Source organism: Pedobacter miscanthi, assembly GCF_003315595.1.
Classification (GTDB): Bacteria; Bacteroidota; Bacteroidia; order Sphingobacteriales; family Sphingobacteriaceae; genus Pedobacter; species Pedobacter miscanthi.
The window spans coordinates 1-18062 of record NZ_QNQU01000028.1 but is presented as its reverse complement, the minus strand read 5'-3'; the positions used below and the strand labels follow the sequence as shown (position 1 = coordinate 18062).

12 protein-coding genes are annotated in these 18062 nt (G+C 39.9%); 9 read left to right on the top strand and 3 right to left on the bottom strand.

Annotation, left to right across the window (positions count from 1 at the left end):
- Positions 1 to 71 precede the first annotated feature (71 nt).
- Entirely contained in the window at positions 72 to 434 is a 363-nt protein-coding gene (locus tag DRW42_RS24215; RefSeq protein ID WP_113951452.1) for a response regulator, read from the top strand.
- Here DRW42_RS24215 and DRW42_RS24210 read toward each other — a convergent pair.
- Positions 431 to 1246: an alpha/beta hydrolase gene (locus DRW42_RS24210; protein WP_113951451.1), complete on the bottom strand. Its 816-nt coding sequence runs from the start codon at positions 1244 to 1246 to the stop codon at positions 431 to 433. The two genes, DRW42_RS24215 and DRW42_RS24210, sit on opposite strands and share 4 nt — an antisense overlap.
- A 175-nt stretch (positions 1247 to 1421) precedes the next feature.
- On the opposite strand from DRW42_RS24210, the gene DRW42_RS24205 reads away from it, so the two are divergent.
- From DRW42_RS24205 to DRW42_RS24170, 8 genes are all read left to right on the top strand, one after another.
- On the top strand, positions 1422 to 2510 hold the full coding sequence (locus DRW42_RS24205; RefSeq protein ID WP_113951503.1) for an AI-2E family transporter: 1089 nt from the start codon (positions 1422 to 1424) through the stop codon (positions 2508 to 2510).
- Between the two features lie 848 nt (positions 2511 to 3358).
- Entirely contained in the window at positions 3359 to 4552 is a 1194-nt protein-coding gene (locus tag DRW42_RS24200; RefSeq protein WP_113951450.1) for an SGNH/GDSL hydrolase family protein, read from the top strand.
- 160 nt (positions 4553 to 4712) lie between these two features.
- Entirely contained in the window at positions 4713 to 5228 is a 516-nt protein-coding gene (locus DRW42_RS24195) for a protease (RefSeq protein WP_113951449.1), read from the top strand.
- 186 nt (positions 5229 to 5414) lie between these two features.
- A complete protein-coding gene (locus tag DRW42_RS24190; protein WP_113951448.1) occupies positions 5415 to 5834 on the top strand; it encodes an SRPBCC family protein in 420 nt (139 codons plus the stop codon).
- 324 nt (positions 5835 to 6158) lie between these two features.
- Positions 6159 to 7550, top strand: a complete 1392-nt coding sequence (locus tag DRW42_RS24185) for a TolC family protein (RefSeq protein WP_113951447.1) — start codon at positions 6159 to 6161, stop codon at positions 7548 to 7550.
- Between the two features lie 13 nt (positions 7551 to 7563).
- Positions 7564 to 10848: an efflux RND transporter permease subunit gene (locus tag DRW42_RS24180; protein WP_113951446.1), complete on the top strand. Its 3285-nt coding sequence runs from the start codon at positions 7564 to 7566 to the stop codon at positions 10846 to 10848.
- Positions 10849 to 10862: 14 nt separating this feature from the next.
- Positions 10863 to 11963 carry an efflux RND transporter periplasmic adaptor subunit gene (locus DRW42_RS24175; protein WP_113951445.1) on the top strand — a complete coding sequence of 367 codons (1101 nt, stop codon included), beginning with the start codon at positions 10863 to 10865 and terminating at the stop codon, positions 11961 to 11963.
- 23 nt (positions 11964 to 11986) lie between these two features.
- On the top strand, positions 11987 to 12928 hold the full coding sequence (locus DRW42_RS24170; protein ID WP_113951444.1) for a helix-turn-helix domain-containing protein: 942 nt from the start codon (positions 11987 to 11989) through the stop codon (positions 12926 to 12928).
- Positions 12929 to 13503: 575 nt separating this feature from the next.
- On the opposite strand, the gene DRW42_RS24165 is transcribed toward DRW42_RS24170, so the two are convergent.
- Together DRW42_RS24165 and DRW42_RS24160 are read right to left on the bottom strand one after the other, a co-directional pair.
- A complete protein-coding gene (locus DRW42_RS24165) occupies positions 13504 to 17019 on the bottom strand; it encodes an ABC transporter permease/M1 family aminopeptidase (protein WP_113951443.1) in 3516 nt (1171 codons plus the stop codon).
- Positions 17016 to 17915: an ABC transporter ATP-binding protein gene (locus tag DRW42_RS24160; RefSeq protein WP_113951442.1), complete on the bottom strand. Its 900-nt coding sequence runs from the start codon at positions 17913 to 17915 to the stop codon at positions 17016 to 17018. Before DRW42_RS24160 ends, DRW42_RS24165 begins: the two co-directional genes overlap by 4 nt.
- Positions 17916 to 18062 lie beyond the last annotated feature (147 nt).

Below are 18062 nucleotides of genomic sequence, written 5' to 3'. Positions count from 1 at the left end.
CTAAAGTCTTTGTTAACAATACAGAACCTACTTATTTACAATAGGTTAGTCTGCATTTATAAGATAAGGAAATGAAAAAGATATTGGTAGTCGATGATAACAGGGAGATACTGGAGGTAATAGAACTGATCTTAGGAACAGAGGGCTACGAAGTTAATGGTTTATGGGATGCTACCAAACTAAACCAGCGCGTTGCTGATTTTAAACCTGATTTAATTTTACTTGATGTGATGCTGGGGGTTTTAGATGGCCGCGACCTTTGCAATCTGCTCAAAAAAAATAAATCTACAGATCATATACCGGTAATTATGATATCAGCCAGTCATAATTTAGGCGATATGAACGACCGCTATTGCCATCCAAATGATTTTATAGCCAAACCCTTCGATATCAACAACCTGATTGATAAAGTGGGTACACACCTTGTTGCCTAAGGTTTCTGGAAGAAATTATTCATAAATGCCCCTTGAAATTTTATCGCATTTGACCAATATTCCCAGTTATGTGCGCCTGGCCTTGTAGTAAAATCGTGCGGAATATTATTGTATATCAGTTCATCATGCAGGCGTACATTAGCCTTATAAAAAAAATCATCTACACCACAATCGATAATTAGGGCTAATGATTTAGGTTTGATCAGGTAAATCAGATCAATTACGCTATGCTGTTTCCAACGTTCAGGAAATTCGTCTTCTGCCCCTAACCTTTTTGGGATATTCCACCCGTTCGGGAAAGGTTTAATATCCACACCACCGCTCATGCTGCCTGCTGCACCAAAAATATCCTGGTGTTTAATGGCCAGGTAAAGTGCCCCATGTCCGCCCATACTTAAACCCGTTATTGCCCTCCCCTTTTTCTCGGCAATGGTTTTATAATGCTCATCTATATAACCTACCAGCTCTTTGGCAACATAAGTTTCGTACTTCCATTCGGGATCAACCGGACTATCGAAATACCAGCTGGTAACATTTCCATCCGGGCATACAATGATAAACTGATACATATCGGCCAGATTTTTAATGGCCGGTACATTTTTAATCCAGTCGGCATAATTGCCACCTGCGCCATGCAGCAGGTACATTACCGGAAAAGATTTACCTGTTTTATAACTATCGGGTTTAATTACCACTGCCTTAATATTTTTTTTCATCGATTTGCTATAAGTTAAGGCGGTGTCTACTTCGGCAGCCCGGGTAATTGTGGCAAATAAGAATAAAAAGATGGTAACTAAAAAGCAGTTTTTCATTGGGGATTTTTAATGTTATCAGATAATACGATGCTAAATTTATAAAATAACTCAACATTCTTTGCCATTTCAAATCATTGAAATAAAAAAGATACCTGATTGCCATTAAAAGAAAATTCAAACTTTAAAACAATTTTGTTACATTATGGTTGTTGAACGGACGAACCTACAGAATATGAATAAAACCTACCCATTTTACATCAAAGCTCCTGTAATCCTGCTGGGATTGGTAATTGCAGTTTTTATGCTGAGCGTACTAAGAGATATTTTAGTGCCACTGGCCTTTGCGACCTTAATTGCCATTCTGCTTAATCCGCTTACCAACCGTTTCGAAAGAAAAATGCCAAGAATATTGAGCATCATCCTTTCTATGCTGATTGGTTTAATTGTTGTAATTGGCGTGTTTTATTTTCTGTCATCCCAGGTGGCACACTTTTTTGATGACCTGGATAGCATTAAACATAAATTATCGCAATTGCTCGGGGAAATAAAAAACTGGCTGCAAACAAGCTTTGGTATTTCTACCCAAAAGCAGATGCAGATGGTTAATGATGCTGCAAACGGCAGCAAAGCCTTGATTGGCCAAACCATTAATGGACTAATGGGCGTTTTAAGCGTTATTTTCCTGATTCCCGTTTATACTTTTTTAATATTACTGTATAAAACACTTATCCTGAACTTTATTTACGAAGTATTTTCAGAAGAGAACAAACAAAAGGTTGCCGAAATTTTGGGCGAAACCAAAGCAGCCATTCAAAGCTATATTGTTGGTTTGCTGATCGAAACTTCCATTGTTGCAATAATGAATTCTGCAGCGCTGCTTATATTGGGTGTGCCAAATGCCATTTTAATTGGCGTTATCGGTGCCATATTAAACCTTTTGCCTTATATAGGTGGCATTATTGCCATTGCCTTGCCAGTATTAATGGCCACCCTAACTAAAGATGGTTTTACCACTCAATTATTAATTATTGGCGCTTATGCTTTAATCCAGTTTATTGATAATAATATTCTGGTGCCGCGTATTGTTTCGAGCAAAGTACAGATCAATGCTTTGATTTCTATTGTAATCGTATTAATGGGTGCCGCACTCTGGGGCATACCCGGTATGTTCCTGTCCATTCCTTTTATTGCCGTGCTAAAAATCATTTTCGACCGCATAGACGGATTAAAACCCTGGGGTAAATTACTGGGCGATACCATACCTACCGAGCATATGGGGCAGATGAAAAGGTTTAGGAGGAAGAAGAGCATTACGGCTTAAAAGTGATGATATTCTATTTTTGAAAATGATGGTTCGGTAATTCTTCGGAGGCAGCAGCCCCGTTATCCGCTTTATCCCGATAGAAAACCTGTGAAACAAGCAAGCACTAAAACATAACATAAAGCAGTACTTAAATCGGGATGCACGCTCCTACCGGGTTTATTAACAGAGGCTGTTGCCCAAAGTTGTAAGCACTCAAAAAGATCAGAATCATTTATAATCGCCTGGCCGGTCATCTTCATACAGGCCAGGCCATCCAGACCCGATTGAAGTGAACACGAAGTAAAACGGAAAGAAGCCTCAATAGTAGCCGTAAATTGCTCTTTTAATGATGTTGCAGTTTATGAATCTCCGTTCTAACTGCTCGATAGATTTAGCTTCGCTGAGCACTACGTGGTTCTCGACTTCGTTGCACCCGAGCTATCCTATCGTGTGGACACAAATACAAATATTTTTTTCCCGCTCCTATGCCGCGGGGCATGGTACTTTGGAGCGCCAAAGTACCCAAAGCGCTTCGTCAATCCAGCAATGTGCGCTCACACAAGGCCCATGCACATCAAAAAAACAGCGGCACCTTGTTTTGTGCAGCAACTACTTAGTTAACGGTTCGTCTAAAACAGCACAAAACCACTGCATTTCATGTTTGGAGGTGCTAATTGTTCTATTTTGCAACTGTTTTTTTGATTCCCCTGCACTTGGGATTGACTGGCGTTCTTCGGTAAAACCTCTTTGTTTTTTAAAGCAAGCTAGTATAGCGTCTTAAAAAGATGTGTCCACATGGTAGGATAGCTATCGGGTCCGCTCGAAATGATGATTTGTTTTATTACATTTGAGCTACACGAATTACGATGAAACTAACCTCTTTTCTTTGCTTAACGCTATTGGCAACAGCCTTAATTTCTAAAAGTTTTGCGCAAAACAAACTGCAATCCGCTTCATTTATCACTTTTAATGGCTACAGTAGCACTTTCGCTGAAAAAATTGACAAAAAAGAGCCCGTAACTATTGCCTTTTTAGGTGGCTCCATTACTAATATGGAAGGCTGGCGAGGCCTGGTGTGCAATTATTTAACTAAAACCTATCCACAAAACCAGTTTAAATTTATCAATGCAGGCATCCCGTCATTAGGCAGTTTACCACATGCCTTCCGGCTTCAGCGCGATGTACTCGATAGCGGAAAAATAGACCTCTTATTTTTAGAATCGGCTGTTAACGACCATGTAAACAAAACTGCCGAGCAAACACAGCGCCGTGCTTTAGAAGGCATCATCAGATATACACTTTCCAAAAACTCAAAAACCAATATCGTATTAATGGCTTTTGCCGAAGAAGATAAAAACAAAGATTTCGATAACGGTAAAATCCCAACCGAAGTAAAAGTACACAGCGATCTGGCCGAATATTATCATTTACCTTTTATAAACCTGGCTTTAGAGGTTGATAAACGTATTGCAAACAAAGAATTTACCTGGGCGGGCGATTTTAAAGACGTTCACCCCTCACCTTTCGGTCAGCAGGTTTATTTTAATACGATTAAAACTTTTTTAGAGGAAAACCAGAAAAATACGGAGAGAAAAGCGAATACGAGCCTTCCGAAAATCATCGATAAATTTGCATACACCAAAGGTCAGTATGTAAATATTACTGCTGCCGAGAATTTAAATACTTTTAGCATTAACAAAAACTGGAAACCAACCGATGGACTGGAGGCAAGGCCAGGTTTTGTAAACATCCCTGTATTGGAGAGCAGTACAAGAAACAGCACCTTCGATTTAGTTTTTAAAGGTAACGCCGTAGGTATTGCTGTTTTATCTGGTTCAGACTCGGGCATATTACATTACCGTATTGATGGTGGTGAAGAAAAAACAATTGATTTATATACGCCCTGGAGCGCCAGTTTACATCTGCCCTGGTATTTGTTATTGGGCGATCAACTAAGTGGTGGCGAACATAAATTGAGTGTACGTGTAAGCGATTACCACAATCCAAAATCTACTGGTTATACCTGCCGGATTGCCCATTTCCTGGTAAACGCTAATTAACTGCTAGTCCGTATTTTTTTGGTCCGCATTTGCAATCCGGACCGCTCGAACTGCAGATTTGTAATCTGCCTCAACATTTTCAACTTGCAGATTACTTAATCGTTTTAGTTTAAAGCAAACAATATGGTTCTTCATTTGCTTATTAACAAAAAAACTTCTCATGAAAAACATCAGATTAATTATCCCCGCCCTTTTAGTATTGTTTTCTGCCTGTAGCGAAGCCACCAGAAATACGGCAAAAAGCGAAAGCACAACCGAAACCAGCATGCCTGGCAAAACCGATTCACTTGAGGCCAGAATTAAGGTAAATGGTAATGTTGCGCCCGGCGACCCCTTATTATTGAGGTTTGTGGTGTATAACAATACCGATTCTACCAAAAGTTTCTGCATCTGGCATACCCCTTTTGAACCTTTAATGAGCAATTATTTAAGTATCACCAATGAAAAAGGTGAAGAAGCGCAATACAAAGGTCCAATGGCTAAAAGGGTAATGCTTCCTCCGGCAACCAGTTATTCGAAAGTAAATGCCGGTGATAGTTTAGTGGCAAATGCTGATCTGCTTAAAGCTTACGACCTGAAAAAAGGATCAACTTACAAAGTTTTTTACAACGGAGGGAATATGAGTGGATTGGCATCTAAAGACACGGTGACTTTCATTTATACTGATTTACATTAAGCAATTGGTATGTTGGTTAAGGGTTGGTACAGAATAGAAAATATTTATATGTGTTTATCCTGTTCATCAGTGGTTAGTAATTAGTTTTTATAACAGTGGTATTTACCCCTCTTTTTGTCGCAATTACTCTCTTTGGCTTGTAAAAGTTGCCATAACTTTATCATATAAAATTTAAACTTAAAGAAAATGGAAAATACAGCAACAATCACCGTAGAAACAACAGTAAATGCACCAGTAGAAAAAGTTTGGGAATTCTGGAATAATCCGGATCACATTACCAAATGGAGTTTTGCTTCGCCAGAATGGCATACACCTTACTCAGAAAATGATTTAAAAGTAGGGGGTAAATTTAAGAGCACCATGGCTGCAAAAGATGGGAGCATGAGTTTCGATTTCGGTGGAACTTATACCGCGGTTGATACCAACAAAAAAATTGAATATAGTTTGGAAGATGGCAGAAAAGTGAGTATCGTTTTTGAAGCGTTGAGCGAACAAACCAGGGTAATTGAAACTTTCGATCCCGAATCGACTAACCCGATCGAAATGCAGCGCGGCGGATGGCAGGCCATTTTGGATAACTTCAAAACCTATACTGAAGAGGGGTAGACAAAAAAGTTGTCATTGCGAGGAGGAACGACGAAGCAATCTTAAAGCGGATGCTAATATCGATCGTTGTAAGATTGCTTCCTAGGCTGAAAAAGCCTCATCGCAATGACGACTTATTTTTAAAGTAAAAATGGCTTATTGTAATCCTTTTGTCTTATTTTAAGGCATAATCTCAAATTGGATCCCGCTACATTGGTAAAAAGGGTGTTTTTATAGGTCATTAAGTAACATTTCGATTATTATTTGATTCGCATAATTTTTGATTTGAACCAAATACTTTGATATTGCTGCCATAATTTACATTTGCCGTGTAAATTATACACTATGTCTCGTACATCTTTATTTTATTCTTCACTACTATTATTTATTAGTTTATCTGCTGGTGTTAGTGCTCAAACGCTTAGCCTTAAACAAGCTGTTAACACCGCAATTACCAATTATGGCACTATTAAGGCCAAAAACAATTATGCAGATGCATCAAAATCCTCTATCCAGCAGGCCAAAAGAGAATATCTGCCCAATTTCAGTTTAAGCGCCCAACAAGATTACGGAACCATTAACGGACAAAATGGTCCGCAGTATGGTTTAGGTGGTTTAGGAACAGCTTCGTCTGGCCCAGCTTTAGACAAACAGAACTGGAATGCTGCTTTCGGCGGACTTTACCTGGCGAATATTAACTGGGATTTTTTCACGTTTGGAAGAATCAGGGATAGGATAAAAGTAGCCAATGCAGCTTACCAAAGGGATAAAAATGACCTGGAGCAGGAAAAATTCCAACAGGAAATCCGTGTTTCGGCCGCTTACTTAAACTTGTTGGCCGCGCAAAGGTTAACTAAATCGCAACAGAAAAATCTCGACCGCGCCATTACTTTTCAAAACACGGCCATCATCAGGGCAAAAAACGGACTTATTGCAGGTGTAGATTCTTCATTTGCTAAAGCAGAAGTTTCGAACGCCAAAATCGCATTAACGAAAGCAAAAGACCTTGAGCAGGAACAGGCCAACCGTTTGGGTGTTTTGATGGGCTTAACCGCCACCTCTTACGACCTGGATACCGCATCTATTGCCCGCATTCCCGGAAACCTGTTAGAAGATACTGTGGTTAAAAGTTCACATCCCCTCTTAAAGTTTTACCAAAACCGCGTTGATGTAAGCGATCAGCAGGTCAACTATTTCAAAAAACTTTACTATCCAACCTTTACTTTTTTTGGTGTAATGCAAGGCAGGGGATCGGGTTTTGGCCCGGGTTATGCCCTCGATCAGAGTGCTTATTCTACCAGTTATGCTGATGGCATTAACCCTACAAGGGGAAACTATTTGATTGGCATAGGAATGACCTGGAATTTATCTACTTTACTTAAAAATCGCCCACAGGTACGTGCACAACAATACATTAGTCAGGGTTTAAAAGAAGAGTATAACCTGGTCGATCAGCAGTTAAGGGCACAACTGGCCCTTGCCGAAACCAAACTCAACAATGCGCTGGCCAATTATAAGGAAGCGCCTATACAGGTTAAAGCTGCCTCTGATGCCTACTTACAGAAAAATACCCTCTACAAAAACGGTTTAACCACTTTGGTTGACCTTACACAGGCACTTTTTACGTTAAACCGTGCCGAAACCGACAGGGATATTGCTTTTACTAACGTTTGGCAGGCTTTGCTGTTAAAATCGGCAGCTTTGGGCAACTACGACATATTTATCAATGAATTTTAATCTGGCTATATAAATGAATTTAATACGTTTCGCACTCCGCAAACCCATATCCATCTTAGTTTTAGTAGCAGGGCTGTTCTTTTTCGGTATTGGAGCCATCAACCAGATCAAGGTTGATATCCTGCCACAGATGAACCTTCCGGTTATTTATATTGCCCACCCTTTTGGTGGTTACACACCAGATCAAATGGAGGCTTATTTCGGTAAGCAATACGTTAACATCCTGCTTTTTGCAAACGGTATCAAAAGTATCGAAACCAAAAATACACAGGGTTTAATGCTGATGAAATTAACCTATTACGAAGGTACCAACATGGCGCAGGCCGCGGCTGAGCTGAGTGCGCTGTCTACCAGGGCACAGGCCATTTTCCCGCCGGGTTCGCAACCTCCTTTCGTAATCCGTTTTGATGCTTCATCACTACCTGTTGGTCAGCTGGTATTAAGCAGCCCTATCCGCACCAATAACGAACTGCAGGATCTGGCAAATACCTATGTGCGCCCTAGTTTCTCGGCAATCCCGGGTTTACTTTCTCCTGCGCCTTTTGGAGGTAGCCCGCGTACGATCGAGATCAATGTTAATCCATCATTGCTTCGTTCGCACAATTTAACGGTCGATCAGGTGGTAGAGGCCATCAGGTTAAACAACCAGACAGCACCTTCAGGAAACGTGAGGATTGGTGATAAAAACTACCTTACCCCTACTAATTATACCATCAAAAAAGTTAAAGATTTCGAAAATATCCCATTGTTTAAGGGCAGTGTACAAAATCTTCAGCTCCGCGATGTAGCAACCGTTAAAGATGGTGCTGACCTGGTTCAGGGGTATGCCCTTGTTAATGGTAAACGTTCAGTATATTTGAGTATTGCCAAATCAGGCGATGCTTCTACCTGGGATGTGGTTAAAAACTTAAAGAAAAACCTGCCTAATATCCAGAATACTTTACCCGAAGATGTTAAGCTATCGTATGAGTTCGACCAATCGGTATATGTAATCAACTCTGTAAAAAGTTTAATCAGTGAGGGGGCAATCGGTGCCATTTTAACCGGTTTAATGGTGTTGCTTTTCCTGGGCGATAAACGTGCAGCGCTGATTGTAATACTTACCATTCCAACTTCCATCATTTCGGGGGTATTGTTCCTTAAATTATTCGGACAAACGATTAACATCATGACTTTGAGTGGATTGGCTTTAGCCATCGGCATCCTGGTCGATGAATCAACGGTAACGATAGAAAACATCCACCAGCATTTTGATATGGGCAAACCCAAGGCGCTTGCGATATGGGATGCCTGTAAGGAAATCGCTTTCCCTAAATTACTGATCCTTTTCTGTATTCTTGCTGTGTTTGCACCAGCATTCACCATGACAGGTATTCCGGGTGCTTTGTTTTTGCCACTGGCGCTTGCAATCGGTTTTTCGATGGTGGTTTCGTTCCTGCTATCGCAAACATTTGTACCAATTATGGCCAACTGGCTGATGATTGCACATCCTAAAAAAGGAGCTGCACATCATCCGGGCATTACACAGGATGAGGCTGATTTTAAAGCAACAGGAATCAACATCGAAACAGAAAACGATACCCTGAACCAAAAAAGGGTTCTGGTTGAACGTGAAGATTTTAGCGGCGATGGCAAAATCGGCTTTTTCGACAAATTCAGAAACCGTTTTATGCGTTTTCTCGACAGGATATTGCCTTACCGAAAATCAGTGGTTTTAATTTATTTAGTTGTAATTATAGGTTTGGCCGCCTTGTTATTAGCCAATATTGGTCGTGATGTTTTACCACGTGTAAATTCAAGTCAGTTCCAGCTTCGTTTGCGTGCACCTGATGGAACCCGTTTAGAGCGTACGGAAGAAAAAGCTAACGTGGTACTGGCCGAACTTAAAAAAATGGTTGGCGCAGAACATGTGGGTATTTCTTCTGTGTATGTAGGTCAGCACCCTTCGCAGTTCTCCGTAAACCCGATTTATCAATACATGGCTGGTCCGCATGAGGCCGTTTTCCAGGTCAGTTTAAAAGATTTTGAAGAAGACATGGACGATTTTAAAGATCAGTTCAGGGATAAAATCAAAAAACTTTTACCAGATGTTAAACTTTCGTTCGAGCCTATCGAATTAACCGATAAAGTATTGAGCCAGGGCTCTCCTACCCCTGTTGAAGTACGTATTGCGGGTAAAAACAAAAAGCTGAATGAAAAATATGCCAATAAAATACTTGCAGAGCTGAAGCAGATCCCTTATATGCGTGATGTTCAGATTGCGCAGCCGATCAAATATCCGTCTTTGAATATCGATATCGACAGAACACGTGCGGCACAGATCGGGGTAGATATGGCCGATATTTCGAGATCATTGATTGCTTCAACTTCATCATCACGTTATACAGATAAAAATATCTGGCTGGATGAAAAAGCAGCCTTACCTTATAACGTTCAGGTGCAGGTACCGCTAAACCAGATGAGCAGCAAGGATGATATCGGAGAAATACCTTTGTTAAAAAATGCTGCCCGCCCGGTATTGAGCGATGTGGCTAAAATCACCCCTGATACCACTGCCGGTGAAAATGATAACATTGGTGCCATGCCTTTCTTATCGGTAACGGCAAACCTTTACCACACCGATCTGGGCACAGCATCAAAAGACGTAGATAAAGCCATTAAAAACCTTGGCGAACTGCCGAGGGGATTAAATGTTAGCCCAATTGGATTGAGCAGGGTATTAAATGATACCTTAGATAGCTTACAATCGGGTTTATTTGTGGCGATTGTGGTTATTTTCCTGATGTTATCCGCCAATTTCCAATCGTTTAAAGTTCCATTGGTAATTTTAACCACGGTACCAGCTGTAATTTTGGGTTCATTGCTGTTGTTAACCCTTACCGGATCTACCTTAAACCTTCAATCATATATGGGTATCATCATGTCGGTCGGGGTATCTATTGCCAATGCTGTGCTCTTGATTACCAATGCAGAACAGTTAAGGAAGCATAACGGCAATGCCTTACAATCGGCACGCGAGGCAGCAGCTTTACGTTTACGCCCGATCATTATGACCAGTATTGCCATGGTTGCAGGTATGTTGCCAATGGCTATCGGCCATGGCGAAGGTGGCGGAGCAGTTTCGCCGCTGGGCAGGGCAGTTATCGGTGGTTTGATATTTTCAACTTTCGCGGTATTGATTATATTGCCATTGGTATTTGCATGGGTTCAGGGCAAACAAACTACCGATTCGATGTCGCTCGATCCGGAAGATAAAGACAGCATCCACTACATTAAAGGTTTAGAAGAAAACGAATAAATTTATCATCACAAATGAATACGAAGATATTTTCAACAGGATTATTGAGTGCAGGATTTTTAATGCTTACGGCCATGTATGGCTGTGGGTCTTCAGAATCAAAAGCTCCGGCAAAAAAAGAGAAAGAAGCGGCAATAGCAACTTTCGATCTTAAAAAAGAAAAATTATCGACCCAATTGAACTTACCGGGCGAACTGATCGCTTTTCAACAGGTAGATTTATATGCCAAGGTGAGCAGTTTTGTTAAAACCTTAAATGCAGATATCGGTTCGGAAGTAAAAAAAGGTCAGTTGTTAATGACTTTAGAAGCTCCGGAAATGACTTCGCAACTGGCTGCAACACAATCAAGGATAAAAGCACAGGAAGCCATTTATACCGCAAGTAAAGCCAATTATAACCGTTTGTACGAAACCAGCAAAACTCCCGGAACCATTTCTACCAACGACCTCGATCAGGCGCTGGCTAAAAAGAACTCCGATCTGGCTCAGCTCGAAGCCGCAAAAGCCGCTTATAAAGAAGTAGGATCGGTTCAGGATTATTTAACCATCAGGGCACCTTTCAGCGGTGTTATTTCGGCCAGGAATGTAAATTTGGGTGCTTACGTTGGTCCAACAGGAAAAGGTTCTGATTTACCTTTGTTTACCTTACAGGATCAGAAAAACCTGCGTTTGGCTGTATCTATTCCTGAAGTGTATACCGGCTATTTAAAAGCTGGTGATGAGATCAGTTTCACCGTAAAATCTTTACCAAACCAAACATTTAAAGCCAAAGCAAAACGTTTATCGGGTGCTTTAGACCTGCGTTTACGCTCAGAACGTGTGGAGATGGATGTACCAAATGCCTCGAAAGTTTTGTTGCCGGGTATGGTTGCAGAACTGAATATACCTTTACCAGCCAACGCCAGCACGTTTGCCATTGCTAAAAAAGCCTTATTGGATACCAGTGAAGGACTATTTGTATTAAAAGTAACTGATAACAAAGCGGTTAAGGTAGCTGTAAAAAAAGGCAGGGAAACCGACGATAAAGTTGAAATTTTCGGCGATTTAACAGAAGGTGACAAATTAGTGGCAGAACCTACCGAGGAAATGCATGAAGGAATGGTGATTAAACCATAACTTTACGTTACTAAGGATTAATTATGTTATCAAAAAATCAGGAGCTTTCTACCCTTCAAAAAAAAGAAACTTTAGAGGATTTTTATAATAGGCTGAAAATTACGCGGCCAGAGATCCCTACGCCAAGCTTAGGGATGATCAATGATTTAGGGCACTTTAATGTTTTTAACAGAAGTACCGTTTGTACCAATATCCCTTCGGCTTTTAGCCGGAGGGACTTTTATAAAATCTCCCTGATCATTGGGAACGGGATTTTGCACTACCCTGATGCACAGATTGAAATTAAAGGCAGGGCTTTATTGTTTACCAACCCCAATATCCCCTATTCGTGGGAAAGTACTTCTCCAAAACCAGCTGGTTTTTTCTGCCTCTTTACTGAAAATTTTATCCATAACCGCAACGAAACCCTACGCGATTCGTTATTATGGCGCATAAACGACAGTCCGGTAATCCATATCGATGAAGAGCAGGAAATTACCCTGAGGGATATTTTCTGCAAAATGATGAAAGAAATGGATGGCGATTACATCCATAAATATGATTTGTTAAGGAACTATGTGCAGCTCATTGTTCACGAAGGTTTAAAGGTAAAACCCCAGGATGTTCTTTTTAAACAGAATACCGCATCTGCACGATTAACAGCTTTGTTTCTCGAATTATTGGAAAGGCAATTTCCGATCGGCTCTACCGAACATATTTTGGAGTTAAAAACAGCCCACGATTTTGCCTGCCGTTTATTGGTACATGTAAATCACCTCAACCATGCGGTAAAAGAGGTAACAGGTAAAACAACTTCAGAGCACATTTCGAGAAGGATTGCAACCGAAGCCGTGGCTTTACTAAAACATACCGAGTGGAACATTGCACAGATTGCTTATTGCCTGGGTTTCGAATATCCGGCCAATTTTAATATCTTTTTCAAACGCCAGATGCAGTGCACCCCAAGGGTATTTAGGGTTAATTAATATAACATCTTGTCTTAACTTCTCATCTTGGTCTTAGCGTCCCGCTAAGACTCTAACTAAGATTCGTCACCCTGAATTCATTTCAGGGTCTATCTTGGAAGAAAGATACTGAAATAAATTCCGCTAACGCTCGTTTCTAACGAGCGTTGAATAGTATATCGTTTACAACGATAATCGAAACTATTTGTGCACTTGTTTATTGTTTTAAAATACAGAATGTCGTAGCGCGACGCTACGACTATAGAGGGATCTATCTAGATAGATTTCTCGACTTCGTTGCACTCCGCTCGAAATGACGCCAATGTAAATAATTGATAATTAGGCTATTTTTTTTACCATATAAGACATTTTAGGGCATATAAGTTACATGATCCTTATATTCCTTATATGGTCAAACCGAATCTAACGCTACAAAAAGAAATATCCAATAGCTTAGATATTCTCAGGTGTATAAGGTGGTTAACCATTTCCGTTGAACAGTATATCGTTTACAACGATAATCGAGCAACTATTTGTGCACTTGTTTGGAAACGAACGCAAGCATGAATGACGAAATGAACGGAACGACGCCTCTTTTACTCCACAACCACAACATGATCACTCCTATCTGCATCTAACAAATACCCATAAGGATCAACAGCTATCGTTTTTGGTTTACAACCGGCAATAATTGAAATTTTGCTTTTTTTCTGCCTGATGTTATACTTCCTAAAATAAATCGGTTTTGTCTTTACATCCCAATCCTTTTCCAGCTGGTTAAAACAGGCCAAATCTATTTCCAGATCAGGCAGTTGTTTATTGCCATCACTTAACCTTTCAGCAGCTATTTCTAAATCTATTTTATATTTACCATTTTCCAGGGTTTTACAAGTAAGTACTTTGATGCCTAAATCGTAAGTCACCACCTGGTTAAAACAATCATTTATAAACTTTTTTTGTTCAGGCGAAGCTTGTTTTAACAGCGCATTTACAAAATCAGTAGCAGTAGCTTTAGATTTTGGATATTCGTGATCTGCAATAAGTTGCTGCAATACCGAATTAAACTGCTTCTCGCCTATCAATTCTTTTATTGCGTACATGATCAATCCACCTTTTTGGTAATGCACATAAGGCTGATCTAAGGTTTTAGCCAATGGCAATTCCTTTGCATTATTGTTCCTGTTCAAAAAATAGAGATTATTATCGTAGGCCAGGTATTTGCGCAGGTACATTTTACCAAACCGCTTTTCAATCAGCACATTTTCAGTGTATTTAGCCAGTGCTTCGGTAAGCATGGCATAACCCGGTCCATCCATTGGCGACAGCTTATTTGCCCACCACTGGTGCGCAGTTTCGTGAGCTGCAATGGCATAACTCTGATCGATAGTATTATTACTATAATTACCCAGAAAATTAATGTTCTCGGCACTAAAAACCACGCCTGGGTAAGCTGTGGCCGCCCCTTTGTATTGTGGAATTTCGGCGATGGTGAATTGTTTTAAAGGGTATTGGGCAAAATTTTCAGTACCATAATCCAATGCATCTTTTACGGCATTAAACATGCTTTTAAGGTTATATTCCTGTCCTGGCTGATAATAAATACGCAGATCTACTCCTTTATGTTTTTCTTCTTTAACCGAATATCTTGCACTGCTCAATGCAAACATAAAATTGATTGGTTGAACTGTTTTATATTTAAAATACCTGCGTTTTTCCGAAAGCCACTCTTTTTGTAACTCACCAACCGTAATCACTTTTTGATCAGCTTCGGTAGAAATGGTGGTTTCTAAATCAATTAATTCGTAAGTGCGATTGTATGTGGGAGGCGTAGCAATTTCGGGCAAACCTGCTTTTTTACGCTCTGGCTTATTATCACTTTCAAAACTATAACAGTAACCAAAATGGGGGACAAATTTCTCCAGTTCGATGTAGGTTCCGTTTTTTACAATAGCATTTTCCTTATTTATAGGGACAAATCCTGATCGGATTACCTCCATAGAAAAACTCATGTTGATCTCTTCATGGGGTAGTAATGGTTTTCTCAAATCAATAAATTGCTGACCAAAGCGTTCATCCGTTTCTTTGTTTCGGCCACCAATAATGTTTACAGAAAAAGAAGTTACTTCAGGATCGATATAAATCCAGATTTTGGAAACAGGGAGTTCTGTTTCATTTTTCAGCAGATAAGTGCCGGTTACTGTATATTTTCCTTCATTTGGATATAAATCTACCTTCGTTTTAACCGATTTGATAACCGGTTGAGGCAAATTTGCTAATGATTTATATTTCTTTTCATAAGTTAAACGCCACTCCAGTTGTGCCTGTTTATTCTGATATTTCCCGATAGTATTGGTTTGATGGTAAATAAACGCAGCAGCGGAAATCCAGATCAGCAATGCAGAAATGGCCATCCAATTATGTCGTTTAAATGTTTTAACGACGGATTTAAACCCGTTACCGGCTTTTATTTCAACCATATTTTGCCACATTCCGATAGTTAAAAGGGCAATTACAACAGCGAAAGCTGACCAATATAACATGTACCAGTTAAATGCCGTGGCATAATAACCGAAACCGTTGAAATAAGAATGCAACAGATCGGGCACCGTAGCAAAACGGAGCAGGTAATGTTCAATTCCGAACCTTTCGGCATACAAAATCAAAAACACCACAATCATACCCAATACCATCCCCAGGTATTTGTTGCTGCTTAAATTCTGTATAAACATCATCAGCACCACAAAAAGCAACATTGGCAACGCACTATAATAGTATAAAGTTAAATAAAGAGGCAGTTCGATCTGGAAATAACCGTGCGTAACCTGTAGAACAATACCGATCCCAATGTTTAAAGTAATCAGCGTAAATACCAAAAGAAAAAGACTTCCACATTTTGCCATCCAGATGACTGAATTTTGAACAGGGGTACTATAAATTAACGCATGGATATTGACCGTTTTTTCTCTGCTGATGCTTTCTGCTGTGTAAAATAAGATCAGGATCAATCCAAATTTCATGGAACGCATTTCTTCGATGATCATACCGGTTGCGGGATAACTGTGGATGCCATAAACACCGCTAAACAACTGATCTTTTAATTCGACCCCGTACAGAAACACCCACAATAAAAGCATCACCATAATGGGGATATTTTTAAACAGGAAAATCATTTCAAGCTTAAATTGTATTTTTAAAGTAGCGAAATAATAGCTTAAACCATTTGATGAAACCGGCAAAAGGCGATATGGGATAAATGCGACCTGCTCTGATTTAACAGTTTTTACCTTCACCTGCCGCTCGTGCTGCGATCCGAATTTGAAGAGCCTGTAAGAAATTATAGTGATTAATGCGGTAATGCCGATCCATAACATCCTGTTGAACAGAAATGTTCCTTCTAAAGGAAATAGGTTTTGATTGCGTTGCAGATCCGTCCAGGTTCTGGTTTCACCAAAAAAGGATGCTAAGGCAAAAGGATCTAAAAGTAAAGGCAAAACGTTAGGTGTACCAGCTTTCATGGTAGAAGTAGCCAGCAAAGGTGAGTTGCCAAATATTGATGCCAGCATGTATAAAATGTAAAGCAGCACACCAGCCACATAAATGGCCCTGACACTTTTGCTTAATACAGCTGTACAGAATAATGTTCCGGTAGCAAACCATACATTTGGCAGTGCGAAAATGAAAAGTGGCTGTAAAAAGTAGGTAATATTTAAGGGACCTAAACGATCTGCATCGATAAAAAAAGAACCTATAAAGATCCCAATCGGTACAAGGATATACAAACTGAAAACGGCCAGGAATAAACCAAAAAACCTTACTCCAAAATAAGTTAGTTTGTTAATTGATGTAGTAAAAATAACCGACTCCATCCGGTACATGGCATCCCTTAATACCACATTTGCACTAAATATGGTACCCGAAAATATAGAAAACAGCGAAAGTAACGCCGTGATATTGGTAATTACATAAGGCGAATTTTTATGAACCTCTGCCGAACCAAAGCCACCTTTAACTGCACAGAAATAGCCCAATATAAAAAACAGAAGTGCAGCAACTTTATAAGATACCTGCCCGAAATGATATTTCAGTTCGAATTTGAGTAAACTACCGATCATAACCTTGCCTCCAGATTCTGATTTACCGAACCAAATAAAGATGAAAAATAAACCTCTTCCAAACCTGGATAAACCGCTTCAAAACCTCCAGCCGGACTTTGATCAGCCAATACAAACAAATTCAGTTTACCTGATATGATTTTAGTCGAAATCACATTATAAAGCGCAGCATAATGTGACAAATCAGCTTTTTCAATTACCTTACGCCAGATTTTTCCATCCAGTTTCTGCGTTAAGTCTGCCGGTTTGCCCTGTAAAATCAATTTACCATTGGCCATTACAGCCATTTCAGAGCAAAGATCGTTTACATCTTCAACTATATGGGTGGATAGAATCACCACCCGGTCGGCACCGATTTCGCTCAGCAGGTCATGAAAGCGGTTCCGTTCCTGCGGATCGAGACCAGCAGTAGGTTCGTCTACAATAATCAATTGCGGGTTGCCTAATAAAGCCTGTGCAATGCCAAAACGCTGACGCATACCACCAGAAAAAGTACCTACTGATCTTTTCCTTACTTCGAAGAGGTTGGTTTGTTGTAAAAGTGAAAGCACCTGCTCTTTTCGCTCCTTTTTGTTTTGCAGGCCTTTTAAAACCGCTAAGTGGTTTAAAAGATCTAAAGCCGAAATTTTGGGATAAACACCAAAATCCTGAGGCAAATAACCCAGTTTATTCCGCATTTCCTGCGGATTTTGCAGCACATCATTCCCGTCAAATAAAATCTGCCCTGCATCTGGTAGCTGCAGGGTAGCAAGTGTACGCATCAATGATGATTTACCCGCACCATTTGGTCCCAATAAACCAAACATACCATTACCGATGTTCAATGTAATATCATCAAGGGCTTTCACCCCGTTCTGATAAGTTTTTGTAAGTTGCTGTATTTTAAGCCGTACCATTTTATTTTAAATAAGATGGAAGCAAATTATAGCGATTAATCTGATCTGTTAAATTTAAGTGATGAAAGAAGCTGAAATGATGATGAATGGAAATAACAGGTATGAAATTACTTTCATCATGAAAAACATAGCTTTCATCATGTAAAT